The following is a 26,310-nucleotide window of genomic DNA, read 5'->3' on the forward strand; positions in this document are numbered from 1 at the left end:
GTGGGTATCGTTGGGCGGTCGGGGTTTTGGAGGGGTGGATGCTGGACCGGTCGGAGTCCGCTCTGGGGATTGTGTTTCGGTCTCGGTTTTATCGGTCGGCGTTCTTGTCGTTGCTGGTGGCCGGGGTGGGGCTGTCGGCGGCTACGCCGCAGTTGACGTTGTTCTTGGTGCGGGAGTTGCAGACGCCGCTGCCCGTGGCCGGCCTGTACTACGTGACGAATTTGGCCGCGCCGCTGGCCGGGTTTCTGGTCGGGCGGTGGTCGGATCGGAGTCAGGATCGGCTGCTGTGGTTCCGGATCTGCTCGGTGGTCGGCGCGGTGGGGTGGCTCGCGATGGCGGGAGCGACCGCGGTCTGGATGCCGTTCGTGATCAGCGCGCTGGCGTTGAGTGTCGCCGGCGGGTCGATGGCGCAACTGTTCGCGGCGTGCCGTGACGAGCTGAGCCGGCACCCGACCCGTGCCGAGAACCGGGTCGTCGCGACCGTCCGGATGGCGTTCACCACCGGCTGGATTCTCGGCCCGGTGTTCGGCAGCTGGTTCGGCGGCGTCTTCGGGCTGCGGGCGCTGCTGATCGCCACAGCTGTCTGCGTGTTCGCCCAGGTGATCCCGCTCGGCCGGCAACGCGTCGAGCGGTACGACGGTCCGCGCACCGACACGCCCACCCACCATGCAGCAGGGCGCCGGCGGATCGACCACATGATGCCGCTGCTGGTCTTCACCGCGGTGTGCGTGCTCGCGATGACCGGCGACACCATCAAGTTCGGCTATCTCCCGATCTACATGGCAGAACAGCTGCACGTGTCGGACTCGCTGCGTGGCGTCGTCATCGGCATCCAGCCGCTCCTCGAACTTCTTCTGCTCCCGGTCGTCGCGCGGCTCGCCGACCGGTACGGCGCGATCCGCGCGATGACAGTGGGCGCCGTCCTCGGCCTGGCCGGCAACCTCGCCTACGCACTCAGTACGTCGGTCGTCGGGCTGTTCGTCGGCCAGGCGCTGACGGCCGGGTTGTGGGCGTGTGTCGGCGCGCTCGGCGTCTCGATCGCCCAACGGCTCTACCCCGAAGGCGTCGGGACCGCGTCCGGTATCTTCCTGAGCGCGATCCCGCTCGGCTCGGCGATCGGCGGCACCATCGGCGGCGTCGGCGTGGCCGCGATCGGCCTGCCGCACGTGTTCTTCATCCCGGCCGGCCTGACCAGCCTGGCGATCGTCGCCTTCGTCGTCCTCGGCAACCGTGAGAGCCACCAGAGCCGCTAGCCGCTTCAGTCCTTGAAGGCGTCCTTCACCTTCTCGCCGGCCTGCTTCAGGTCCGCCTTCGTCTTCTCGGCCTGCCCTTCGGCCTGCAGGTCCTCGTTGTCGGTCGCGTCGCCGACAGCTTCCTTCGCCTTGCCCTTGGCGGACTCGGCCGCGTTCTGGAGCTTGTCCTTGTTGTCCATCGTCGTCTCCATCCTTGCTGTAGGAGCAACCGGTACCCGCGAGTCACACCAGATAACGGTCTCCCGGGCGCACGATCCGGAGCCAGCAGCAGTCGTACGGCGCGAGGTCGAGCGAGAGCGTTCCGTCGTCGCCGATGGCCGTCGTACGGTCGGCGAGGAGGCTCACCGCACGGTCTTCGGCGCTGGTCCCGGCCAGTGTCAACGTGACCTCGGCGGGCTCGGCCGAGAAGTTGTGCACAGCAACGATCGTGCCGCCTTCGTGGTCGGAGCGGTGCGCCAGTACCGAGGACGCTCCGCTGTCGAGGACCGTGCACGAGCCCCAGGACAGCTCGGGACATTCGCGGTACCGCCGGGCCAGCAACTTCATCCAGTTGAACAGCGAGTCGGGATCACGTCGCTGCGCTGCCACGTTCACCTTCTCCGGTCCGAACTCCCCGTCGGCCAACGGAGCCGGCAGCTTGGACGGGTCTGCCGTCGAGAAGCCACCGTTCACCTCCGCGGTCCATTGCATCGGCGTTCGCACCGCGTGCCGGTCCTCCGCGGCGAGGTTCTCCCCCAGACCGATCTCCTCGCCGTAGAACAGCACCGGCGTACCAGGCAGCGAGAACAGCAGGCTGTAGACCATCCGGAGCCGCGCCGGGTCGTTGTCCAGCATCGGCGGCAACCGCCGTCGCAGTCCACGACCGTAGAGCTGCATGTCCTTGTCCGGCCCGAACGCGTCGAACACTTCCTGCCGCTCGGCGTCGGACAGCTTGTCCAGCGTCAGCTCGTCGTGGTTGCGGACGAAGGTCCCCCACTGCCCCTCCTCGGGCGGATCGGGCCGCTCGCGCAACGCCTTCACCAACTCGGCCGGCTCGTTACGGGCCAGGGACAGGTAGAGCCGTTGCATCCCGATGAAGTCGAAACACATCGTCAGCTCGTCGCCGTCCTCGTCACCGAAGAAGCGTCGTACGTCGGGATACGGCAGGTTGACCTCGCCGAGCAGGATCGACTGCCCGTGCCGCCGGTCCAGGAACGCCCGCAGATCCCGCAGGTAGTCGTGCGGATCCGGCAGCCGGCCCGCGTCCTCCGCACCGGACGTGTCGAGCAGGAACGGCACCGCGTCGACCCGGAACCCGGAGAGCCCCAGCTCCGACCAGAAGCCGACCACCCGCTCGATCTCCTCGCGGACCTCCGGGTTCGCGATGTCGAGATCCGGCTGGAACTTGCGGAACCGGTGCAGGTAGTACTGACCCGCCTCCTCGTCGTACTGCCACAGGCTGGTCTCCTGTCCCGGGAAGACGATGCCCTTGTCCGCATCGGGCGGCGGTTCGTCCCGCCAGACGTACCAGCCGCGGTACGGCGACTCGCGGGACGACCGCGCGCTCCGGAACCACGGATGCTGGTCCGACGTGTGGTTGACGACGAGATCGGCCATCACCCGGATGCCGCGATCGCGCGCCAGCGTGATCAGCTCGACCAGGTCGCCATGCGTCCCGAGTCGGCTGTCGACGCCGTAGAAGTCGGTGATGTCGTAGCCGTCGTCACGGTCCGGCGTCGGGTAGAACGGCATCAGCCACAGGCACGTCACCCCCAGCTCGGCCAGGTGATCGATCCGCTGGCAGACGCCCTGCAGATCCCCCAGTCCGTCACCGTCGGTGTCGAGGAACGTCTCGACGTCCAAGCAGTAGATGACCGCGTTCTTCCACCAGACGTCCGCTGTTTCGGTAAGGCGCATGCAGTCCGGTACCCGGCGGTCATGCCCCTACACGCGTACGGAGATCGCCGCGACGAGCACGGACAACGCGACGCCCGCGACGATGATCAAGGCAACGACCAGCAGGGTGCTCTCGGCGGGTGGACCGGAGTCGGTAGGGGCCAGGTGATCCAGCCGGTCGAGGTCAGGGCCCCAGCCGAAAGGGCCCGCCAGTGACTGACCGTCGGCGGTTCCTGGCAACGGGTGAGCGTCGTACGTCGGCATCGATCCATCGGGCAGTGCGGGCGGCGAAGGCCGGAGCTCCACCTGTTCCTCAGCAGGCACGTGTTCCTCCCAGGCACCTGCCGTTCCTCACGGTCTCCCCACCGCGGCAGGTGTCCGTTCCCACTCTAGTCATCTGGCGTCTAGGCGGAAGTGGTGATTTCCTGCCATCCTCGTTTCGTTCCTTTCCGCCCTGAATTAAGTTTCGAAGGAGCGCTCCATGCAGGACTCCGCCCCACCCAAATCCTTCCGCCGGACGGTCGGTGTCGTCCTTGGCACCGCCGCCCTGATGATCACTTCGGCCGCGGTGGCGTACGCCGCTCCGCCGCCGGCCCTGCCGCAGAACGCCGGCGGGTACGAGCAGTCGTTCTCGCCGGCGTACGACTACGACACCGACGGCTGCTACGCCACGCCCGCCATCGGCGCCGACGGCACCCTCAACCCCGGCCTCAACCCGACCGGCGCCGTGAACGGCAACTGCCGCGACCAGTCCGACCTGGACAACTCGCAGACCTACGCGCGGTCGAAGTGCAACAACGGCTGGTGCGCGATCGTGTACGCCAGCTACTTCGAGAAGGACCAGGCTCTCCCGGGCAGCAGCCTCGGCGGTCACCGGCACGACTGGGAGCACGTCGTCTCCTGGGTGAACCAGTCGACGAACCAGGTCGACTACGTGACCACGACGCAGCACTCCAGCCAGGTCACGTACACCCGTTCGCAGGTGCGGTTCGACGGTTCGCACCCGAAGGTCGTCTACCACAAGGACGGCGCCAGTACGCACTTCTTCCGGCTCGCCAACAGCAACGACGAACCGCCGGAGAACCACTACCACAACTGGCGCTACCCGCCGCTCGTCGACTGGAACGGCTACCCCAGTACGTCGTTGCGGGACACGCTGATGACCGCGGACTTCGGGTCCGCGACGATCAAGATCACCGACAAGGACGACCGGTTCCGCAACCTGCTGAACGCGTCCAAGCCGTCCGGGATCCCGTTCGACCCCTGGGCCTGACGATCCGCTAAGACCGAAGCGGCGTGCGCGCTTGTTCTGCGGCGCGCACACCGCCGGTCAGCGAGTCCGCGATCAGGTCGATCATCGCGGCATGCCGATGGGTCGCCGTCTCGGCCTGCCCGAGCGCGACCGTGTCGAGGAACACCCGGCTGACCACCAGTTCCGCGGCCGCCTGCACCCGGGCCGGGTCCGCCACCACGTCCTCGGCGCCGGCCAGGACGCAGGCCACGGTCTCGGTCGCCTCCGCGAACAACTCGGCGGCCCGGGACGCGATCTCCGGTCTCCCCTGCGCCTCCCGGAACACGATGATCCGGGCCGCCCGGTCATGCTCCAGTTCCTCGGCCATCGTCGCCACGATCGCGCGCAACCGCCGCCGTACCGTCCGGCCGCGGGCCGTGGACCGCAGGACCTCACGGGGAGCCGGGCGCTCCTGCACCACCGCGAGCAACAGGTCCAGCTTGGTCGCGAAGTGGTAGAACACCAGCCCGGACGGTACGCCGGCCTCGGTCGCGATCCTGGCCGTCGACGTGGCGTCGTACCCGTGCTCGGCGAACAGCCGCTCGGCGGTCTCGATGATGAGCTGCCGTTTGGACGGTCGCCCTGTCCGACTCGCCGCGTGGCGCGTGTGCGCGGGAGCGGTCATGAGCCTGCCGGTTGGGCGGCGGGCCAGACTTCACCTTTCCGTTCGGCTGCGAGCACAGCGGCTCGTTTGAGGGCCTTGAAGACATAGTCCGGTACTCGCATACCCTGCCGCTGCGCGAACATCAACTCGTACTCCGCTCGCCCGACCTGCCGCGCGTACTCGCGCAGCTCCGCCTCGCCGCCGTCACTGATGTTCAGCTTGTCCATCACGTCCCCGAACTCGGTCACCTGTCGCTTGTTGTAGGCGCCGACCACTTCGAACGTACGCTTCCGCAGGCCGCGCGTCAGCGACTTCTGCCATCCCGACAGCTGATCCCACAGCTGCTGCGCGGCCATCTGGTAGTACGCGAAGTGCCCGGGCTCCTGGCGGCGGATCGGCGCGACCACCGTGGCCGCGACGGCCCGCTCACCGAGCTCGACCAGTCCGGCGTGAAGCTTGTTGTAGGCAAGCACCGCGGAACGCTCGGTGGCCAGCCCGGTCAGGTAGTAGAGCATCCGGCTGATGTCCTGCACACCGGGCACCCGGCCGAGCGCGCCGAGGAACTTCAGGCTGAACGAGACATCGGTCAGGTTCGGTTCGTGCGGTTCGATGCCGAGCAGGTCCTGCAGCTTGTCGAGGATCTGCCCGTGGCGGGTCTCCTGCGGCATCCAGACGTCGGCGTAGAAGTGCCGGTCGACCTCGGGCGGATCGGGCAGCAGGATGTTCAGTTCCAGCACGTTGCGCTCGACCTCGAGCTCGACGCGGGTCATGTAGGCCAGCACCGGGCCGAACCGCTCGGCCAGCAGGCTGGGCTTCTTCATCGTGTAGTCGACGCTGCCGAGCGGGATCGGCGGGTGCTCCTCACCCAGCCGATCGACATGGTCGGCAAGCCTGGAGTCCTCCCGGCGGCGGCCGCGCCGGCGTGAAACGGTCACATCGCTCAACCACATAGGCGGCACCTCATTCATCCGACAGGGATGCGCGCTCGATCCCCCAGAGGCAAGCCTAACAAAGTAACTGACTGATCAGTCAGTCAGAGCTGTCCGGTTTCTGTGACCCCGGCGACACGACAGCGGGTGGCGGCCCCGAGGGACCGCCACCCGCCGAAAGACTTGTATTACTTGGCGATGGAGTAGCGGATGGTGTCGTTGCGGAGTACGTCGCCGTTCACCTTGACGATGCGTACGACGTGTTGCGCGTTCCGCAGCCCGGTCGCGGTGAACACCGTCCGGTTCGTCACCCGGGTGTCGTTGTGCAGGTTCACCCGGCGTACGAGCTTGCCGTCGACGTACACGTCCGCGTCGCCCTGATCCGGTGCGAGCGCCGTACTCCACTCGACGCCGGTCCCGGTGAACGTGAGACTGACCGACGCACCGTCGGCCTTGGTGGCGTGGATGTCGTCGCGGTAGTCGCCGCGGAACCTGACGTCGAGCGCCGTGTTCCCGACCGGCAGGTTCGCCAGGTAGGACTTACTGATCGTCACGGTGTTGCCGCTGACGGTGTAGTCGGTACCCTTCACCAGCTCCTGGCCCGCCTTCGCGATCCCGTCCAGCTCGCCCGGGTCACGTCCGAGCTGCACGCTGACATCGGCCGGAGCGTTCTTGTCGAACGTCGCGGTGTCCGGGTTCAGCAGGCTCTCCTGCCGGATGTTCAGCTTGTCGAGCAGCATGAACTGGCCGGACTTCTTCACGGCGCGGATCGTGTGGCTGCCGTTCGGCAGATCCGAGACGCTGTAGACGACCTGCTGCGGTTTGTTGTGCCCTTCCGCCGGATCCAGGTACGTACTCACGGTCTGCTTGAACTCGCCGTCGATGTAGATGTCGACGTCGCCCTGACCCGGATCGGTCTCGGTCACGTAGTCGACGCCGGTGCCGACGAAGCTGTACGAGAACGAGTCGCCGTTCCCCTCGGTCCATTGCACGTCGTCCTGGTAGTCACCGAGACCGCGCCCCGAGCTGTAGTTCCAGTTGCCGGAGTAGACGATCTCCGGGCTGTTGTTGTTGACCTCGACGGTCCGCGTCGGAAGGTCGGCCGCCTTCGCCGAGGACTGTGGGGAAGAGTCGGTGACGCCGACGGTCAGCGCCTGCGAGACCGCGGGCACTTCGTAGTTCTTGTTGCGCTCCCACGCACCGTCGTACGCCATGCGCCGGTCGTCGTCGTTGACGGTGATCGCCGAGTTCTTCTGCGGCGTGACCTTCAGCAGCCGGACCCCGTGGATCGGGACGTCGTGCGCGGTGAAGCCGGACGCGAACGTGCCGAGATCCTTGCGCGCCCACAGGTCACGGACCTTGCCGGCGCCGTTCAGGCCGAGGTCGGCGAAGTTCACCGTCATGTCCGCGTCGGTCTGGCCGAGGTTGAACAGGGCAACGGTGTACGAGCTGTCCGGATTCAGCGCGAACCACGTCTGCCGGTTCGTCTTCATGGACAGCGGGTGCGCCGGGCGGCCGGCCTGGTTGACCGCGATCACCTCGCGGTTGGTCAGCAGTTCGAGGCCGTACGCGTCGAGCTTGGTCATGTCGTTGCCGACGTACATCGGCGCCGCGGACACTGCCCAGAGCGTTGCCGCCGTACGCCGTTCGTCCTTGGTGAGACCGTCCATCTGGCCGTTGCCGACGTCGAGCGAGTCGAGGTCGTTCCAGCCGCCCGGTCCCGCGTGCCGCCACCATTCGGCGAGCTTCGGGAACAACCGGTTGATGTTCGGCCAGGCGGTCAGCGCCGTCCCCGTGCAGTAGCACTCGACGTCCCAGTCGATCCGCCAACCGTTCGCGTACTGCTTCCAGTAGTCGGCGTAGTTGATGTCCAGCGCCCAGGACAGCTCGAACCAGATGTTGTGCCGCTTCAGGGCCTGCGACCAGGCCTTCACGTCGTCGCGGGCGTCCAGCGACAGGTCGCTGATCCCCGAGCCCGGGGTGACGCTGTCGAACTTGAGGAAGTCCAGGCCCCAGGAGCCGAACAGGTCCGCGATCGAGTCGACGTACTTCTGCGCGCACGGCTTCGAGAAGTCGATGCGGTAGCCGATCCCCCAGTAGTCGCCCTTCTGCAGCGGCAGCACCGGCAGGTCGCCGGTCGTGCACCCCGGGGCGCCGTAGATCGGCAGCTTCGCGTCGATGACGGCCTTGCTGATCCCGGGGATCGTGTACAGGCCGACCTTCTGGCCGTTGGCGTGGATGTGGTCGATGACCACCTGCAGGCCGTTCGGGTAGAGCTTCTTGCTCGGCGTCGGCCGGCCGTACGCGTCGATGCCGTCGTTCCAGCCGGCGTCGATGTTGATGTACTCGTACCCGTACGGCTGCAGCTTCGCGTGCATCGCGTCGGACTGGGCGATCAGCTGATCCGCCGTGATCCAGCTGCCGCCGTTCGGGTTGTAGACCTGCATGCTGTAGCTGCTCCAGCCCATGTACGGCCGGGCGGCCTTGTCGCCAGCGGGACCGGGCAGCTCGGTCGCCGCGGTCACGCTCGTGGTGGCTGGTGCTGCTGTCGACGTACTCGAACCTGCCGGCAGCAGCCCGGCGACCACGAGCCCCGCAAGCGCGGCCCGCAACACCCTGCTCCGAACGGATCTGGTCATGGCGGTGACCTCTTCCCAGAGAAATTCATCGAGAGAACCGAATCGGATAGGATATTGGAACTATTACTTAACCTTGTCAAGATTCTGTGCGAAAGTGGTGCAGTGATGACGGGCCGCGAAGTCCGTCGAGACCTGCGCTGCCGGGAGCTCCAGCGACAGGACCTTGCCGGTGTGTCCGTACCGAGGCCAGCTGACGGCGTGGGTCGACGGGTTGCCGGTCTTCGCGAAGTTGACCCAGGCGGCACGCATCGAGTCGGCCAGTGCGGTCTGCTCGGCGTTCAGCGGGACCGGGAAGGGAGCGTTCGGGAGGTCGAACAAGTACCACATCTCGGAGCCGTGCGTCGCGACCGAGAAGAGGCCGGGCGGGGCGAAGAGGAACGGCGCGGTGTCGTCGTTGAACTCATAGCCGTACGTCGCGACTCGGCGGGCAGTCCACGTATTCACCTGGGCCGCGCCGCAGGCGAAGGTCGCGTCGCCGATCAACGTGCCGAATGCCTTGTCAGGTGTCGGGTAGGCGGAGAGGGGGTAGTCAGCGGCGATGCTTGCGGCTTGGGTGGGTGATATCCGGAGCGCGGTGGCGATGTTGGTCTCGTAGTTCGCCGCGGTGACCGGTGTGGTGTACGAGACGTTGTAGCCGCGGCTGACGACGCGGCCGCCGAGGGTGAAGAGAGCCTCTTCGTCGTGGTTGCTGCCGTTGAGGATCGTCACGTGGTTGAAGCGGCCGGCGGCTAGCGACGTACCGATCGACTCCTTCAGCACCGCTCCGTCGACCACGCCCGGGATCGTGGCACTCGCTGAGTCGACGTTGTCTACGAGCGCCTGGACCGGAACGTTCCGCAGGCACTCCGCCGACTGATCCGCGCAGCCGACCTTCGTCGCGAACTCCCTGCCGGACGTCTCCGCCTTCGCCAGCGGCTCCTGCTCCAGCGCAAACGCGCCGCTCTCGACGATGGCTCGCTGGAACAGTCCCTTGGAGCTGCGCGAGGTGACGTGTGCGAGTACCGACAGGCCGCCCGCCGACTCACCGGCGATCGTGACGTTGTGTGGGTCGCCGCCGAACTGGGCGATGTTGCGCCGCACCCAGCGGAGGGCGGCCTGCTGGTCCATCAGGCCGTAGTTGCCGGCCGCTCCCCTCGATGCCAGCGCCGGATGGGCGAGGAATCCCAGGGCGCCGAGCCGGTAGTTGACGGTCACGACGACCGCACCGGCCTTCGCGAGCTTGGTGCCGTCGTAGTTGGCCCCGGTGTCCGCGGTCAGTCCGCCGCCGTGGATCCACACCACCACAGGCTTCTTCGCCACCGTCCGCAGTACGGGCGTGGAGACGTTCAGGAACAGGCAGTCCTCGGACAGCTGAGCAGGTGTCACCACGCTCGGCGCCTGCGGACAGCCCGGCCCGTACGCCGTCGCGTCCCGCACACCCCGCCAACTCGCGGCAGGCTGCGGCGCCCGCCAGCGGAGCTCACCCGTCGGAGCCGCAGCAAACGGCAACCCGCGGAAGGAGTAGGTGCCATCAACACTCGCGCCCCGCACGACGCCATTACCCGTCACAACAACCGGCCCCCCGGCGGAACCGGAGGTCGCGGAGGTTGCCGTGGTCGCTGTGGTCGCTGTCGTCGCGTCGGCGGTGGGGAGGCCGCTCGTGGTGATTGTCAGGGCGGCGGCTGCTGACAGCGCGGCGGCCGCTGCAGTTGCGGCGAGTAGTGGGCGGCGGGGGATCTTCACGATTCGGGGACCTCGTCTGGAGAGTGGTTTGTTGTCGGCACCACTCTTCTGCTCGGGACCACCGGTCGCCCCAGGGAGAGTCCCTGGTTTCAGGCCGCGGACTCCCGGGAGTCCTGCCACTCCGCAGGCCCGTCGGACCCCGCCTCGTACTCCTCCAGCGGCACCTCGTCAGCCTTCCACGCCGCAACCACCGGCTCGACGATCTCCCAGCAGCGCTCAGCCACGTCACCACGCACCGAGAGCAACGGATCACCCCGCAAGATCCCGTTCAGCACCTCGCCGTACGGAAGTACCGACGCCGACGGCAGCGTCGCGTCCAGGAATACCTGCCCCATCGTGTACGGCCCATCGACACCGAGCGCCGGGACAGACAGTGACAACTCCCCCGGATTCAGCCCGATCCGCAAGGTCTCGCCATCGCGCCCACCATGCAGCCCGGACGGCAGATGCCGCAGCGGCTTGAACTTGATCACGATCTCCTTGCGCGCGGCACCGAGCGCCTTCCCCGACCGCAGCGTGAACGGCACACCCGCCCACCGGTTAGTACCCACCTCGACCGTCACCTCGGCCAGCGTCTCGGTCTCCCGCTCCGGGTCCACTCCCGCTTCACCGGCGTACGCCGGAACAACCCGACCGCCCGCGACACCCGCCGTGTACCGCGCCCGCCGGCTCGCATCCACCCCGGAGCCCCGGTACAGGCGCGTACTTCGCAGTGCCCGAGCCATCTCGCTCCGCACCTCGACCGCGTCCATCGTGGCCGGTGCGTCCATCGCGAGCAGGGCGAGGACGAGCAGCAGGTGGCTCTGGATCATGTCCACGAGCGCTCCGGCGTTGTCGTAGTACTGCGCGCGACCTTCCAGGCCGAGCGTCTCGTCGTACACGATCTCGACGCTCTCGATGTGTTCGGCGTTCCACACGGGCTCGAACAGCCGGTTCGCGAACCGCAGGCCGATCAGGTTCAGGACGGCGGTGCGGCCGAGGAAGTGGTCGACGCGGTGCACGTTCTCCTCGGGAACGAGCGACCCGACCAGCTTGTTCAGCGCGGCCGCGGACGCGGCGTCGGTACCGAACGGCTTCTCGAACGCCAGCTCGGTGCCCTCCGGCAGCTCGACCCGCTGGAGCGTCTCGACGATCGTGGTCGCCACGGCCGGCGGCAGCGAGAAGTACAGCACCGGCGCCGGACCGGCGAGCTCGAGGAGCGCCCGCAGGTGCGCGGGGTCCGTCGGGTCACCGGCGACGTACTGCGTGGTCGCGAGCGTCTCCGCCGCAACCGGCCCGATCTCCCCTTGCGAGGCGAAGGCCGTCCGCACGCGGTCCGTCCAGTCGTCCGCCGCGAGCGGGGACCGGCCGGTGCCAATGATCCGCACGGCGGAAGCGCGCGGACCGGCGAGCAGACTGCCCAGGCCGGGCAGCAGCAACCGGGAGCTCAGGTCGCCGCTGGCGCCGAAGATGACGACGGTTCGTTGACTCAACACGGTCACACTCAACCACGTGAGCGGCAACCGCATTCCCTACCCGACGGTTGTCTCGAGGGATGGGTACGGCGTGTCCGGCAGGCCGAGGTTGCGCCACACGAACCGCGGGACCCAGCCCAGGAAACCGCGCAGGTACGCCGCGCAGAAGGCGATCGCGGGCTGGCTGTGCTCCCCCGGCGTGAACCAGACCCAGTCCTCGACGATCCGGAACGGCGCGCCCGGCGTCGCCATCAGGTACTCCATCTGGCGCGGATGAATCACGTCGTACGCGAACTTCGTGTCCGCCGAATGCACCGCGAACCGGTCGTTGAACGCCGCGCTCTCGAAGCTGATGCCGTCGCGGAAACCCTTCGGCCCGACGCTCAGCTGCGGCATCCGGGCCGGCAACTGGAAGCCGAGGATCGGCTCCGAGTGGTTCTCGACCACGGTCCGCGTCCGCGAGTTGCCGTCGCTGTCGGTGTACGACTCGGTGCGCGAGGTCTTCCAGTGGTGCTTGAACGCGACGAACGGCGGCCCGTCGCCGTCCCGCCCGCGAATCACCTCGTCGGTGCGGTGACCGTAACCGCCACCGCGGACCGGTGTGTAGTGCAGCAGGTTGTCGTCGACGCCGATCCAGTACCAGTCCGGGTGGTGATAGAACCTCAGGCGCGGCTCCGGCTCCGGCTGGATCCAGTGGTCGAGCGGTGTCGCGTCGATCGCCGCCGCGATCGCGCCGAGCTGCTCCAGCCACGGGCCGAGCTGATCGAGCTCCTTGCGGGGCGGATTCAGGACGACGATCTGGTCGCCGTCGACGCCGAGATTCACGCCGGGCTGCCCGGCTGCCAGCACGTTCAGCTGCGTGCACAGCTTGGACGTCATCACCTCCTGAGCAAACGCGGGGTTCATCGCGCCGACCTGCCAGCCCGGCCCGAGCTGCGCCGGAGCGTGTACGCCGTGCGCGAGTACGCCGTACCGCGGTGCGGTCTCGCCGCCGGTGATCCACAGCTCGGGGAGCCGCCGCGACAACGTCACCATGCCGACCCAGCCCGACCAGTACGTCGACTTGTACTCGATCACCTGGAACGGACGGCCGGCCGCGGTCAGCCCGGTGATCTGGTCGTCGGTTTTGCGCAGGAACCCGACGCCGAACGGCGGATTGCTCAGCCTGGCCACCGCGTCGAACGTCGGGCTGTCGACGAAACTCCAGCCCCGCTGCCGGATCGACCCGATGTACTGCTGGCGGCGGACGAGCGCGACGATCCCCCACACGATCGCCGCCACGACCAGCAGCACGGCGATCACCATCAGGACGATCAAACCGCTCACTTGCGCCTCCCCGATCCGGCTGCGTGCACACCGGACGATAACGCCGCGATCAGGCCAAAGCGCCCGGCAGTGGTTCGGCGTGGATGATCTGGAGACGGCTGACGGCTCGGGTGAGGACGACGTACAGCCGGTGCAGACCGCGGGGCTCGGCGGCGACGATGTGGGCGGGCTCGGCGACCACGACCGCGTCGAACTCCAGGCCCTTGGCCAGCGTCGCGGGCACGCACACCAGGCGCACGGTGTCGATCTCGTCCTCGGTCTCGCCGATCAGTGCGACCTCCAGCCCCGCGGCCGCCAGCGCGTCCCGCAGCCGGCCGACCTGATCGTCGGCGGCGATCAGCGCGACCGATCCTTCACCGGCCAGGGCAGCCCGGCAGGCCGCGACCACCTCGTCCGCGAGCGTCGACTCGCCGGCCGAGACGATACTCAGCGCGTCGGCGACCGTCCGGACGCCAGTCGGTACGCCGAGCGTCGGCGCGATCTCGGGCAGCAGCTTCGCCGCGAACCTGATGATCTGCTCCGGCACCCGGAACCCGCGGTCGAGCTCGGCCACGACACCGTCGCCCTTGTCGAGATGCCCGAGCACGCGGTCCCACGATCCGGCGGCCCACGGCGTCGTCGCCTGCGCGAGATCACCGAGCACGGTGGCCGATCCGGTCCGGCAGCGCCGGCCGAGCGCTCGCAACTGCATCGCCGACAGGTCCTGCGCCTCGTCCAGAACGAGATGCCCGAGCGAGCCGGTCCGCCGCTCGATCAGGTCCTCGAGCTCGTCGAGCAGGACGGTGTCCGCGAACGACCACTTCGCCGACTTCCACGAGCGCGGCGGCTTCGGCCAGAGCAACGCCGTACGGTCGTCATCGGTCAGGTCCGGCGCTGCGGCGGCCAGGAAGTCGGCGTCCGAGAACAGCCGGTGCAGCACCTGCTCGGGAGCGACCCGCGGCCAGACCGAGTCGAGGACGTCCTTCACCGGCTTCGACCGTGCGACCGCGTTCTGCACCCGGTCGTCCGGCGACTCGGCCCGCTCCTCCATCCGGACCAGCACGACATGCGCGATCCGCTGTGCGAGCGCGTTCCTCCCGGGCGCGTACCGGGTCGACTCGCGCAGGTCCGACACGATGTCGACGACCTCGTAGTCGTGCACCCGGTAACGCCGGGATCCCTTGCTGTAAAGGACTCCTTCGGTCGGCGTACCGACGTACGACCACAACGCGCGGCGCAGTACGTCGGCCATCCGCGCGTCGCCCTTCAGCCGCTCGGCGTCCGTCGCGTCGGCGCCCGCGGCCGGCCGGGTGAGCAGCTCGTCGATCGTGATCTGCCGGACGTCGACCTCACCCAGCGCGGGCAGGACCTTGCGGATGTACGACAGGAAGGACCGGTTCGGTCCGACGATCACGACACCGCCGCGGCCGAGCCGTTCGCGTTCGGTGTAGAGCAGGTACGCGACGCGGTGCAGACCGACCGCGGTCTTGCCGGTGCCGGGCGCGCCTTGCACGCAGACGCTCGGATGCAGCGGCGCCCGGACCAGGTCGTCCTGCTCCGGCTGGATCGTGGCCACGATGTCGCGCATCGGCCCGGTGCGCGGCCGTTCGATCTCGGACCGCAGGAACGCGTCCGCCTGGCCAGAACCAACACCGCCGTCGACGACCCCGGTCAGCGGCTCGTCCTCGAAACCGGTCAGCTCCGCGTGATCGGAGAAGCCGTACCGGCGGCGCATCAGCACGTGCTGCCGGTCGCTGTGGGTCGCCCGGTAGAACGGCACCGACACCGGTGCGCGCCAGTCGATCACCAGCGGTACGCCGGTGCCGTCGTGGACGTGCCGGCGGCCGATGTAGATCTGGTCCAGGTCCTCGATGGTGCCGTGCTCGTAGTCGAGCCGGCCGAAGAACAGTGGTACGTCGGGCAGGTCGAGGAGCGCGTGGGTGCGCATCTCCTTGGCCCGCTGGTTGGCCTCGTTGGTGAAGCGTTCGTCGTTGTCCTCGCCGCCGATGATCTGGACCTCACGGTCCACGACCTCGGCGTACATCCCGCGGAGCGCGGTGCGGGCGGTGGAGAGATAGGCGCGCTCGGTTGCTACTTCCGGTTCGACCATTGTCGAAGAGCCCTCGAATCGTGAGCTGGGTCCCGCCCCGGAGCAGATCCATCCGGTTCGATTCGATCCCGAAAAGACAGACCGGCGACGTTACCAGCCGCTCCGGTGGGCGGCCACCGAATTACCGGCCACAGGACTGGATATCTTGCGGCGGCATGTGTGGGGAGGAGGCGGTGTGTGGGGAGGATTTTCTGCCCGATCCGGGAAGATATCCTCCCCGGTCCGCGGCTCCGGGGCGCCAACGGCGAGTCGCGTTCCCGGGGCAGGGCTCGGAGCTTGGGGAGTCCTGCAGGTCGTTGCAGGTGTGTGTTGCAGGTGCCTAGCCTCCCCAATCCGGAACCAAACCGACAGGTTGCTAGGGGCGGGAGACAGGAACTGGGGGGCGCGGACAAGAAATACCAGGTCCCCGCCCACCACGACCTGTCTCCTGCCCCCGCAACACACCCACACCTACGGCAGGAGAGCCGAATTACCGCAGCCAGTCGGGCGTGTTCTCGGCGTCCCGGGGAAAGGCGGCCAGGTCTGTCGCGTAGATGCCTTCGTCGACAGGGATCGACCACTCCGGTTCGTGGTCGTAGTCGAAGTCCGTCGCGAAGTGCCCGGTCGCCGTCACCGTCACCTTCGCCGTCAACCACGTGCCCTTGCCCGGCTGGTACATCTCCCGCCGCAGCTCCTCGAAATGATCCTCGAGCCCGTCCGGCAACGGATCCAGTTGCGCGCCGTCGACCGCGCCGTCCAGTTCGGCGTACGACGTCGTCGCCCGGTAGACCGCACTGACCTCACGCCACCCGGCCGGCAGGTCCGCGACCAGGGCGCGGGCGATCGTGTCGATCACACCGATCTCGCTCATCCAGCCCCTCGTCCGGTTGGTTTCGGTTGTGTCTCCCTGAAGATACGCCGGGGCGACCGTTCACCCTGCTTGTGGTCGATCACCGTGCGGCTGGACGGGCGGCGCGTCGTACCGTTCGGATGTTTGACGTCGATCGCGGCGTGCACCTGGACACCTGAGGTCCGCAGGGCCTGCCAGGTCTCCTCCATCCGGCGCCAGTTCTCGCTGCCCTTCACCGCCCGGTTCTGCTCCTGCGACTGGGCGGTGAGGTTGATCGACTCCCCCGGGCCCGCGAACTTGGTCGCGAACAGATGCCCGCCGTCGTCCGTGCGCTGCCGGTCGGGCTCTCCCGCCTCCCGCTGCGCCTCGAGGTTTCGGCGCTCGTCGTTCTCCTTCGCCGGCAACCAGCCGAGCCAGCCCTCGGCGTGCGCCACCCGGCCGTGGTCGTCGGTGACGTACAGGTAGCGGTCGTCGACGAGGTACACCGACGCCGGCTCCGGCTCCATCAGCTGCGCGTTCCAGTGGTCGCCGCGCCCGGACGCTTCCTTGTGCACCGGCAGGCCGGCGTACTTGTCCGGCACCACAGGTACGTCGTCCGGGCCGTAACCGACGGCGCGGACGTCGGCCGGATCGGCGGGTTGCTCGATCCGGGCCGACGCCCGCGACGGTCGTTCAGGCATGCGTACTTTCTACCGGTCGAAGGTGTCAGCCGTCGTTCTCGGCGGCCGGGATCACCGCGCCAGGAACGTTCTGCGGGTCGACGATTTGGGTCTCGCCGGGGTACGGCAGGGACCAGTTGTGCGCCTCGTACCAGTTGTAGTGGTTCATCTGGGCCGGGTTCGCGAAGTCGGCGCGAGCGTTCGGGCCGGTGGTCCGCTGGTGGTCCTTCCAAGCCGACCACTGCGCCGCCATCGACTCCATACCGGCCGGGACGGTCACCGTCGGCGCCGCGGCGACCGCCGGGTTCTGCGCCGCCGGCACGTCGAGACCGCAGGACGGAGGGGTCTTCAGGCCGTCGGTCAGTGCGACCCGGTTCGGGAGCGCCGTGAACGGCGTGTAGTTCGGCTTGCTGGTGAACGCGCCGAACATCGGGGTGGCCGCGGTGTCCTTCTGGTTCATCGGCTTCGTCCCGAGGATCTGCTCGATCGTCCGGATCATCATGATCTGCGTGTAGTAGTGGCTGTCCACCGCACCGTGCTGCGCGTACGGGCTGATGATCTGGATCGGCGCCCGATGCCCGTCGACGTGGTCGAGACCCGCCTGCGAGTCGTCCTCGACGACGAAGATCGCCGAGTCCTTCCAGTACTTGCTGTGGGTGATCTGGTCGACGATCCGGCCGGTGGCCAGGTCGTTGTCGGCAACCTGCGCCGGACCGTTGGCCGGACCACCGGTGTGGTCGTTGGAGAGCCAGAACATGTTCAGGTTCGCCGGACCGTTCTTGAGAAAGTCCTTACGCCAGATCTCGGTCTTGTAGATGTCCGGGACGCTGGTGTCGAACTGCGGGAAGCCCTGCACCGACACCTTGTTCAGGGACGGGATCGCAGACCCGGTCGTGATCGGGTATTTGGTGTCCGCCCCGGTCGCGATGATGTTCTTGGTGTCGCAGTAGTAGTTCTGCCAGGTGCCGTCGGCGGGCTTCTGCTCGATCGACAGGAACTCACCGAAGTTCTTCACCGACTTGCCGGCCGCCTGCACACCGGTCCAGAGGAAACCGCTCTTCTGGTGGCCGAGGGCATCGTTCTCGGTGTCGTAGCTGCGCAGGTACTCACCGGCCGAGGACTCGGTGTACTCCGGATTGTCGGCCTGCATCAGCCAGTTGTGCCCCTCGGCGGAGTTCGTGCCGATGTCGTAGGTGTTGTCGTACAGCCCGAACTGCTTGACCAGCGCGTGCTGGTTCGGCGTGACGTTCTCGCCGTACTGCGCCAGCGCCGGATCGCCGTTGCCCTCGGGGATGTCGCCGTACAGCTGGTCGTAGGTCCGGTTCTCCTTGACGATCAGGAAGACGTGCTTGATCGTCGACGGGTCGCCGAGCTTGGCCGGAACGGGCACAGGGTTCCGGTGGCCGCTGTCCGTGGCGACCTGGGCGGAGCCTTTCGTCCAGCCGTTCTGGTCGAAGACCGTCTGCGTGTACTTCTCGATCGCGTGGTCGTCGGGCAACTGGAACTTGGTCAGGCTCGACGTGGTGTCGTGCGTACTGTGCCCCGCGGCGGTCGTCTCGCGGCGGGCGTCGATGCCCCGGGTGTTGGACACCACGATGTCCTTGCCCACCTGCGCGAGCTCCGCCGGGAAGTAGTCCGTCGGCAGCAGGCCGACGTAGCTGACCGGCTCGAGCGGATTGCGGTACTTGTAGACCGCGACGGCGTTCGCGCGGCCGAGCGACACCAGCAAGTGGCCGTCGTCGGTCAGCGTGACACCGTCCGGCTCGTAGCCGACCGACGCCACCGGCCACGGCTGGGTGGCGATCGTCTGGACGACTTTGCCGCGCTTGGTGTCGATGACGGACACGCTGTTGGTGGCGGTGTTGGTGACGAACACGACGCCGTTCTTCGCGTACAACGCGGTCGGGTGCAGACCGACATCGATGCTGCCGACGGCGGCGGCCGGGTTCGCCAGGTCGATCACGCTGACCGTACCGGTCGTGGTGATCGCGTTCTGGTTGGCGACGACCTGGGTACCGTACGAGTTGATCGTCGGGTCACCCGGCCTCGCGGTCCGCCCGCCCTCGTTGCTCACGTACAGCTTGTTGCCGACGACAACCAGGTCGCGGGGCGCGTTGCCGGTCGCCCAGCTCTGCTTGATCGCGCCGGTCGCGGTGTCGATCGCGACGACCCGGTTCTGGCCGTTCACCGCGGAGTACACCATGGAGCTGTCCGGGGAGAACACGGCCTCTGCCGCCAGTGAGTGCTTGGCGCCGTCGGCCGGGATCGCCACGAACGTCGGGTTCGCGAGCGAGCCGTCCGAATTCACGGTGAACTTCCGGTAGCCGTCGGTCTGCCCCAGCCAGACCTGCGAACCGTCCGGCGAGTACGTCGGACCTTCCTGGCCGACGTCGTTGCCGGGGATCTTGAGATCCGCGGCGGCGTTGTTACCGATGTACTGCTGGACCTTCCAGCTCTTCAGGTCGATGATCGCGAGCGCCATCCCGCCGTCGGTCACGGAGGCCGCCAGGTGGCTGCCGTCCGGGCTGACCGTGGACGACATGATCTTGCCCTTCTGGAGGACGAGACGGTCGCCGATCGGCTTGAGGTACTGGTCGGACGAGATGACCTGACCCTTGTCGGTGACCTGCCCGACCTGGTCGTGACCGAAGCCGGTCGTCGAGGCGACCGCGGTGCCGGCCAGGGTCACGGCAACGGCCGTGGCACCCGCCGTCACCAGTGGTACTCTCCGCCGGAGGGTACTTGGCGAGCCCTCGTCGTCACGCCTGCGATGGCGTGTTACCTGCATGGGAGTTGTCCCTTCGGTTGGGGCTTCAGTTGGCAGGTAGCAGTTCGATGTTGCCGTCGAACTGCCACAGGGGGTTCGGTTCGTCCCCGGACGGGGTGCGGACCAGGAAGAAGCCGTTAACTTCTTTCGGTCCGTCCCCGTCGGCGACGTACCGACCGAGTGGGTTGATGTCGAGTTGGTAGATCGCCGAACCGGCCGCCTGCACTCCGGGGATGTGCCAGCTCACGACGCAGCGCCAGTCGTTGCCGGGTCCGCGCGCCGCGACCTGGTCGCCGCCCTTGGTGCACTCGGCGGCGCTCTGCAACTGTGCCTCGGTCACGTCGGCGCGGTTCAGCTGCTTGGTCTGCAGCCGGTACAGGTGCGCGAACTCGACCGCAAGCGCCCGCTGCACCTTGCCCTGATCGATCCCCGACCCGAACCCGGTCCCCGGAGCGACGGCCGCCGTGGTGACCCCGAGCAGTACGACGAGGGGCAGCAGACCGGCCGTCAACGCGAGACGTCCGGTTCCGTCGTCGGTCGGGTTGGTGAAGTCACGGCGTACGAAGATCACGTACGCGAGGCCGGTCGCGACGAAGGCCCAGACCAGGCTGACGATCACGCCGATCAGGAATGGGCCGAGCTGGGCCGGACGAGTGAAGAGGCCGTTCCAGCTGATGAACGCGTAGCCGGGAAGCGCGAGGCGGAAGGCGACCGGGACCGGCAGTTGCTGAACGATCTGCATCGCGAGCGCGACGACCGCCGGGAGCAACAGACCCATCGGCGATCGACCGAGTGCGACCGAACCCAGCAGTCCGATCGCGGCGAGCGCGAGAGTCGGGGCGAGAGCGCACAGCCAGGCGAGGAAGACGGTGCCGGCCGCGCTGCCCGGTGCGAGCAGGTGACCGTCGAGACCGATCAGCTGCCGGTTGCCGACAACCAGCAGGCCGCTGATCGTGCTCGACACGACCAGGCCGATCACCAGGACCAGGATCACGGTCAGGCTGGACAGCGCCTTCGCGACGAAGATCCGGCGCGGCGACCGGACCGCCACCAGCAGATGGCGCCAGGTCCCGAGGCGGTCTTCGGCCGCGAAGACGTCACCGGCGATCAACGAGGTCAGCAGCGGCAACGCCCAGGAACCGGAGAAACCCAGCAGGACCAGCGGACCGGCCCATCCGGTGGCGTGCATCCAGCGACCGAACAGCGTGTCGACCGGCAGCGAGGCCTGCTGGCTCACGACGGCGACGAAGAGCGCGGGCACCAGCCAGCACGCGACGATCAGTACCCGGACTCGCCACTGCGTCAGTAGCTTGACGAGCTCGAAGCGATACCCGCGGACGATCGGCACTCGGCGGACGACCGGGCTCTCAGGGGCAGTCAAGGTGGCCGTCATCAGTTGGTCTCCTGCTGCTCGGTGAGGGCGACGAAGGCGGCTTCGAGTGGCGACACCACCGGTGCGAGTTCGCGGACGGCGATGTCGTCGCGGACCAGCCGCTTCACGAACTCGTCCAGTGCCGGGACCGCCGACGAGATCACCAGCAGCTCGACGCTGTCCGGTTCCTGATCGCGCAGCCGGATGCCCTTGGTCTCGCGGGCGATGCGACGAGCGGCCGCCGGGTCGGAGGTGCGGACGCGGTAGTCGAGTTCGCTGTCCTCCGAGGCCAGCTTGCTGATCGGGCCAGAGAACGCGACGCGTCCGGTCGACAGGATCGTCACCTCGGAGCAGAGCGCCTCGACATCGTCCATCCGGTGACTCGACAGCATCACCGCCGTACCGTCCGCGGCCAGCCGGGTGAGGACGCCGTACACGTGCTTCTTTCCGGCCGGGTCGAGGCCGTTCGACGGTTCGTCGAGGATCAGCAGCCGCGGCTTGGTGAGCAGCGCGGCGGCGAGGCCGAGACGCTGACGCATGCCGAGCGAGAACCCGCGGACCCGGTCGTCGGCCACATCGGTCAGGCCGACCTGGTCGATCGCGTCGTCGATGTTCGTCGTGCGGTCACCGCGCAGCCGGGCCAGGGCGGCCAGGTTCTGCTTGGCGGTCATCGACGGGTACAGGCCGGGGCCGTCGACGAAGCCGGCGACACCGTCGGGTACGGCGAGGGCGCGCCCGACCGGCGTACCGAGAATCTCCAGGTCGCCGCGGTCGGGAACAGCCAGGCCGAGCAGTAGTCCGAGGAGCGTGGTCTTGCCGGCTCCATTGGGTCCCACCAGACCGTGGACCTGGCCGGGTGCGACGTCGAGGTCGACGCTGTCGAGTGCGACGACCTCACCGAAGTACTTGGTGATGCCGCGGGCACGGACAGCGGGTGGTGCGTCCATGGTTAATACATTAGGAAGCAATATACCTAGGAGTGGGGACCGAAGGTTAACTATTGGCGAACTGAGGGGAACTCCTGTCACCCCAGCTCTCAGGGCCCTCTCAGTCGCGCATCCCGGGTTCGATCCGCTCGCCCGTAAGACAGGTTCTGGTGGGCTCGCACCTGGTATTCCCTGTCCCCAACACCCAGAAGGTGCTGCCCCCCGCAACCGGCCGACCGCGAACTCCAGCCGGGGCGACCGGTGGGGAGTAGGGACAGGTGCTGGTTGCCGGGAACAGGTAATACCGGCTCTCCTGTCCGATGTGTGGGTTGGTGATCAACCGGCCTGGGATCGCGGAACAGGCAATGGCGGGTAGGCACCCGGTATTACCTGTCCCCAGTCACCATCGCCTGTTCCCAGTCACCATCGCCTGTTCCCGGTCCCCAGTTCGTGGTCCCGGTTGCCGGTATCGGTCCGGTGTATCGAGTGGTGGGGTTTCGGCGGCGCCCCGGCGACGGTGTGTGGTGTCGTTGGAGTGGGTGAGTTGTCTTGGTGGGAAAGAAATTGTCGCGATCTGCAATTTTGTTTCCCCACTGTCAGGGTTCACCCCCTGGACCGGCAGCAAAGCAAACGGGGCACGACCTCCCAGGCCGCGAGGGCTCCCCAAACCGGTTTGGGGACGATGATGTGCCGTTGTGGGGGTGCAGGGCTCCCCGAACTGGTTTGGGGAGCGACAGCGGCGACGGGGTCTGTGCGGGGTGCGGGTGCCGGGGGCGGCTCGACGGGTAGAGCACCGGTGGGACGCCGTACGCGCGCGCGATCACGCTCAGGTGCACTACCCAGCCACTCGACACGTCCTGTCGGTGCCCGGGCGGTCAGCGGTATGCGCGGGCCTGGAGTTCGAAGAGTTCGGCGTAGCGGCCGCCGGCGGTGAGGAGGTCCTCGTGGGTGCCGACCTCTTCGACGCGGCCGTTGTGCATGACCACGATGAGGTCGGCCATGCGGACCGTGGAGAGGCGGTGCGAGACCAGCACGGTGATGCCGCCGGTCTCGGCCGCGGCGATCTTCGCGGCGGACGCGTACTGCTCGTAGAGGCGGTGCTCGGCCTCCGGGTCGAGGGCCGCGGTCGGCTCGTCGAGCAGCAGGAGCAGCGGGCGCTCGCGCATGAACGCCCTGGCCAGTGCGAGCCGCTGCCACTGCCCGCCGGACAGTTCGACGCCGTCGGTGAACTTCTTGCCCAGTTGAGAGTCCAGCCCGCGCGGCAGCCCGGCGATCACCGACTCGGCATCGCCGCGTACGACAGCCGTCCGGACCGCGCCCTCGTCGGCCGCCCGCTCGACGTCGCCGATCCCGACGACCTCCCGCGCGGTGAACTCGAACTTCACGAAGTCCTGGAACCCCGCCGACAGCTGCGACCGCCACGCGTCCGGCTGGACCGTCGCCAGGTCCACACCGTCGACGAGGATCTTCCCGGTGGTCGGGTCGTACATCCGGGCGAGCAGCTTGACCAGCGTGGTCTTACCGGCGCCGTTCTCCCCCACCAGCGCGACGGCCGAACCGGCCGGGACAGTCAGGTTCAGGTCGCTGAGGACCGCGGAATCCGAACCAGGATACGAGAATCCGACATCGCGCAGCTCGATACCGGTCGTGATCCGGTCCGGCGCCGCCGCGACGCTGGACCGCCACGAGTTCTGCTTCGCGTACTCGCGCAGCCAGTCGTACCGGCCGAAGCTGCGCACGACCTCACCGACCCAGTACACGTTCTGCGCGATACCGCCGGTCATCTGATCGACCTGCGGCGCGAGCAGCAGGACGAGGACGACGTCACCCGCCGACGCCTGCCCGTGCCGGGCGCGCACCACGACCCAGACGATCGCCGCGGCGTACGCGAGACCGAACGCGAGCCGCACCGAGCCGTCCACCTTGCCGCCCCAGCGCGCGGCCTCGACCCGGCGGTCGAACCGCTGCGTCTGCAACGCGAAGATCTTGTCCAGCAACACCTTTCCGAGCCCGAACACCCGCAGCTCCAGGCCGGTCCGCGGGTCCTTCGCCATCTCGATCAGCTTGTCGACGAGCCGCTCCTGCGGCATCGAGTCCTCCCACGCCTTGCTCTGCCGCGTGCTGCTCAGGTACGCCGACCAGATCCGCGCACCGCCCAGCAACGGCAGCAGGAGCAGCACCGGATGGACCGACCCGAGCAGCGTGAGGACGGTGATGGTGTTGGTCACCGTCCCGAACGCCCACAACAGCACCTCGGCGCCGACGCCCATCCGCCACGCCTTCTCGCGCACCAGCTCTAGCCGGTCGGCGACGTCAGGACGCTCGTGGTGCGACAACCCGGGGATCCCGGTCGTCACGTCCAGCAGGTCCGCGTGCACGCGGCCGGCCATCCGCTCCTGCGCGGTGTCCTGCAACGGCCACCCGAGTCCGTCGGCGAGGAACGACACCGCGAGGCCGCCGACGATGATCGCGATCCCCAGCGCGATCGTGCTCGACCGGTCCGCCGCGATCCCGTCGACGAGCCGGCTCACGCCGTACGTCTGGGTCGGTGCCGTGATCGCGCGCGCCGCGACCAGCACGGTCGAGATCGCCATCAGACCGGGCGCGGCCCGGAAGGAGGTGGACAGCCACAGCCAGAGGATCCGCAGACTACGCATCGACCGGCTCCGTCCCCGTGACATAGCGCTCGGCCTGCAGCCGGAACATCCCGGCGTACTCGCCGTCGTGGGCCAGCAGCTCCTCGTGCGTGCCGTCCTCGACGATCCGGCCGTCGGACAGCACACAGATCCGGTCCGCGTTGCGCACCACCGAGAACCGGTGCGAGATGATCAGCGACGCCACCCCGGAGGTCAGCTCCAGATAGCGCTCGACCAGCTCCGCCTCGGCGCGTACGTCGAGCGCGGCGGCCGGCTCGTCCAGCACCAGGACACCCGCGCCCGCGTGCACCGCGAACAACGCCCGGGCCAGCGCGACCCGCTGCCACTCGCCACCGGACAGGTCGACGCCGCCGTCGAACGTCTTGTCCAGCACGGTGTCCCAGCCCTTCGGCAGGCGGCGCACCACGTCGTCGATCCCGGACTCGCGCGCGACCCTGGCGAGCGTGAGCTCGTCACCCGCGCGCTCGACCGCGCCGAACACGACGTTGTCCGTCACCGACAACGGGAACCGCAGGAAGTCCTGCACGATCGCCGCCACCCGCCGCTGCCACGCGGCCAGGTCCAGGTCCGCGAGATCGACGCCGTCGACGAGGATCCGGCCGCTCGTCGGCCGGTACGCGCCGCCGAGCAGCTTCACCAGGGTGGACTTGCCGGCGCCGTTGACGCCGACCAGCGCGAGCGCTTCGTGCGCGCGGATCGTGAGGTCGAGGTCGCGGAGTACGGCGAGGTCGGAGCCCGGGTAGTGGAAGCTCACCTTCTCGAACCGGATCTCGCGGGCCGGCATCGTCTCGATCCGGTGCTTCGTGCTCACGACCGGTTCCGGGTGCCGTTCGGCGATCGTCGCCGGGAGGTCCCGCATCGCGCGGTACGCCGAGAGTCCGCGCCGTACCTGCGCGACGCCGTACCCGTTGTTCGCCTGACCGATCGCGAGGATCGCCGGCAGCGTGGTCGCGACCTGCGTGAGCGGCAGCGTGCCGTTGTAGGCGGCGCGACCGACTGCGAGGATCGCGACGCCGTTCGCGATCAGGTGGACGCCGCCGATCAGCAGCGACCACTTCGCGTTCCGTTTGCGGCGCGCCCACACCGGGCGGTAGCCGGCCGTCCAGTCGCCGACGTACCGCTCGACGAGCCATTTGTGCAGACCGAACACGCGCAGTTCCTTCGGCGCGTCCCGCATCCCGAGGTTGAACAAGTAGTGCGCCCGGCGCTGCTCCTCCGTGTTGCCCCACCAGACGTCGACCTCACGCTCGATCAGGCGACCGCCGTACCACTCCAGGAGGATCGTGACCGCGACCAGCATCGCGGCCACCCACCACGCGAACATCGCGCCGACGATCACCGCGGAACCGACCAGCGTCACCCGGCTCGCGATCAGCCAGGGCAACTGCCCGAGCCCCTGTGCGAGATGGAAGCCGCCCTGACCCTTCGCGCGCTCCTGGACGTCGAGTACTTCGGAGTCCTCGAGATGCTCGATCCGGCGCGGCTCGAGCAGCGGCTGGGTGATGCCGGTACCGATCGCGCGGACCACGCCGGCGTCCATCACCAAGGACGCCACCTGATGCAGTGCCGGGGTCAGACTGTCGATGACGAAGACCGCGAGCAGGCCGCCCAGCAGCCAACTGAACTCACCGATCGGCATCGCGTCCGGGCCGCCGTCGATCACCCCTGGAACCGCCCCGACGACCTGACCGGTCAGCAACGTGACCGCCATCCCCAGCACCGAACCGAGGACAGCCAGACCCATCGTCAGAAGCGTTCCGCCAGGGGCAACCCGCACTCCGTACCGCAGCAGCGTCAGCACCCAACCGACCGTAACCGCCCCCACCGACATTTAGGTTAGGTGTGTGCCCCGCGGGCGGCCGAACCACCGACCGGAACGCCTTGGTGATTCCTGAGTTCTGAGTGGTCGTTCGCGGGG

At 68.2% G+C, this 26,310-nt stretch carries 19 protein-coding genes; 2 read left to right on the plus strand and 17 right to left on the minus strand.

Features of this window, described 5'->3' with window-relative positions; translation table 11 throughout:
* Positions 1-104 precede the first annotated feature (104 nt).
* A complete protein-coding gene (locus E0H50_RS33025; protein ID WP_165547382.1) occupies positions 105-1,253 on the plus strand; it encodes an MFS transporter in 1,149 nt (382 codons plus the stop codon).
* A gap of 5 nt (positions 1,254-1,258) precedes the next feature.
* Here the strand turns inward: E0H50_RS33025 and E0H50_RS33030 are convergent, their stop codons facing one another.
* Genes E0H50_RS33030 through E0H50_RS33040 form a run of 3 tightly spaced genes read right to left on the minus strand, consistent with a single transcriptional unit; the run spans position 1,259 to position 3,452 of the window.
* The gene (locus E0H50_RS33030; RefSeq protein ID WP_131294911.1) at positions 1,259-1,432 is read right to left on the minus strand and encodes a CsbD family protein; all 174 of its coding nucleotides are present in this window, start codon (positions 1,430-1,432) and stop codon (positions 1,259-1,261) included.
* A gap of 43 nt (positions 1,433-1,475) precedes the next feature.
* Entirely contained in the window at positions 1,476-3,149 is a 1,674-nt protein-coding gene (locus E0H50_RS33035) for an alpha-amylase family protein (protein ID WP_131294912.1), read from the minus strand.
* 27 nt (positions 3,150-3,176) lie between these two features.
* Complete coding sequence (locus E0H50_RS33040; RefSeq protein WP_131294913.1) at positions 3,177-3,452, minus strand: hypothetical protein; 276 nt, start codon at positions 3,450-3,452, stop codon at positions 3,177-3,179.
* A 157-nt stretch (positions 3,453-3,609) separates the two neighbouring features.
* Here E0H50_RS33040 and E0H50_RS33045 point away from each other — a divergent pair, with 157 nt between their 5' ends.
* Entirely contained in the window at positions 3,610-4,401 is a 792-nt protein-coding gene (locus E0H50_RS33045; protein WP_131294914.1) for an NPP1 family protein, read from the plus strand.
* Between the two features lie 7 nt (positions 4,402-4,408).
* Here E0H50_RS33045 and E0H50_RS33050 read toward each other — a convergent pair whose 3' ends face one another.
* From E0H50_RS33050 to E0H50_RS33115, 14 genes are all read right to left on the minus strand, one after another.
* A complete protein-coding gene (locus E0H50_RS33050) occupies positions 4,409-5,044 on the minus strand; it encodes a TetR/AcrR family transcriptional regulator (protein WP_131294915.1) in 636 nt (211 codons plus the stop codon).
* Positions 5,041-5,973, minus strand: coding sequence for a GTP-binding protein LepA (locus tag E0H50_RS33055; RefSeq protein ID WP_131294916.1), 933 nt, complete (start codon positions 5,971-5,973; stop codon positions 5,041-5,043). The genes E0H50_RS33050 and E0H50_RS33055 overlap by 4 nt, the downstream gene beginning before the upstream one ends.
* A 167-nt stretch (positions 5,974-6,140) precedes the next feature.
* Complete coding sequence (locus tag E0H50_RS33060) at positions 6,141-8,591, minus strand: X2-like carbohydrate binding domain-containing protein (RefSeq protein ID WP_131294917.1); 2,451 nt, start codon at positions 8,589-8,591, stop codon at positions 6,141-6,143.
* Positions 8,592-8,654: 63 nt separating this feature from the next.
* Complete coding sequence (locus tag E0H50_RS33065; protein ID WP_131294918.1) at positions 8,655-10,313, minus strand: carboxylesterase/lipase family protein; 1,659 nt, start codon at positions 10,311-10,313, stop codon at positions 8,655-8,657.
* An 89-nt stretch (positions 10,314-10,402) separates the two neighbouring features.
* Entirely contained in the window at positions 10,403-11,788 is a 1,386-nt protein-coding gene (locus E0H50_RS33070) for a glucose-6-phosphate dehydrogenase (RefSeq protein ID WP_202868436.1), read from the minus strand.
* Between the two features lie 36 nt (positions 11,789-11,824).
* Positions 11,825-13,093: a hypothetical protein gene (locus E0H50_RS33075; protein ID WP_238151535.1), complete on the minus strand. Its 1,269-nt coding sequence runs from the start codon at positions 13,091-13,093 to the stop codon at positions 11,825-11,827.
* Between the two features lie 49 nt (positions 13,094-13,142).
* A complete protein-coding gene (locus E0H50_RS33080; RefSeq protein ID WP_131294920.1) occupies positions 13,143-15,182 on the minus strand; it encodes a HelD family protein in 2,040 nt (679 codons plus the stop codon).
* Between the two features lie 469 nt (positions 15,183-15,651).
* Complete coding sequence (locus E0H50_RS33085; RefSeq protein WP_131294921.1) at positions 15,652-16,032, minus strand: antitoxin YezG family protein; 381 nt, start codon at positions 16,030-16,032, stop codon at positions 15,652-15,654.
* Positions 16,029-16,691 (minus strand): DNA/RNA non-specific endonuclease, encoded by a 663-nt coding sequence (locus E0H50_RS33090; protein ID WP_131294922.1) that lies wholly within the window; start codon positions 16,689-16,691, stop codon positions 16,029-16,031. Before E0H50_RS33090 ends, E0H50_RS33085 begins: the two co-directional genes overlap by 4 nt.
* Before the next feature lie 25 nt (positions 16,692-16,716).
* Positions 16,717-19,386: a bifunctional YncE family protein/alkaline phosphatase family protein gene (locus E0H50_RS33095; protein ID WP_238151536.1), complete on the minus strand. Its 2,670-nt coding sequence runs from the start codon at positions 19,384-19,386 to the stop codon at positions 16,717-16,719.
* Between the two features lie 97 nt (positions 19,387-19,483).
* Complete coding sequence (locus tag E0H50_RS33100) at positions 19,484-20,830, minus strand: ABC transporter permease (RefSeq protein ID WP_131294924.1); 1,347 nt, start codon at positions 20,828-20,830, stop codon at positions 19,484-19,486.
* Positions 20,830-21,756 (minus strand): ABC transporter ATP-binding protein, encoded by a 927-nt coding sequence (locus tag E0H50_RS33105; protein ID WP_131294925.1) that lies wholly within the window; start codon positions 21,754-21,756, stop codon positions 20,830-20,832. The genes E0H50_RS33100 and E0H50_RS33105 overlap by 1 nt, the downstream gene beginning before the upstream one ends.
* Positions 21,757-22,610: 854 nt before the next feature.
* Positions 22,611-24,392: an ABC transporter ATP-binding protein gene (locus E0H50_RS33110; protein WP_131294926.1), complete on the minus strand. Its 1,782-nt coding sequence runs from the start codon at positions 24,390-24,392 to the stop codon at positions 22,611-22,613.
* A complete protein-coding gene (locus tag E0H50_RS33115; protein WP_238151537.1) occupies positions 24,385-26,136 on the minus strand; it encodes an ABC transporter ATP-binding protein in 1,752 nt (583 codons plus the stop codon). Before E0H50_RS33115 ends, E0H50_RS33110 begins: the two co-directional genes overlap by 8 nt.
* Between the last annotated feature and the right edge of the window lie 174 nt (positions 26,137-26,310).

Source organism: Kribbella sindirgiensis (genome assembly GCF_004331435.1).
Taxonomy (GTDB): domain Bacteria; phylum Actinomycetota; class Actinomycetes; order Propionibacteriales; family Kribbellaceae; genus Kribbella; species Kribbella sindirgiensis.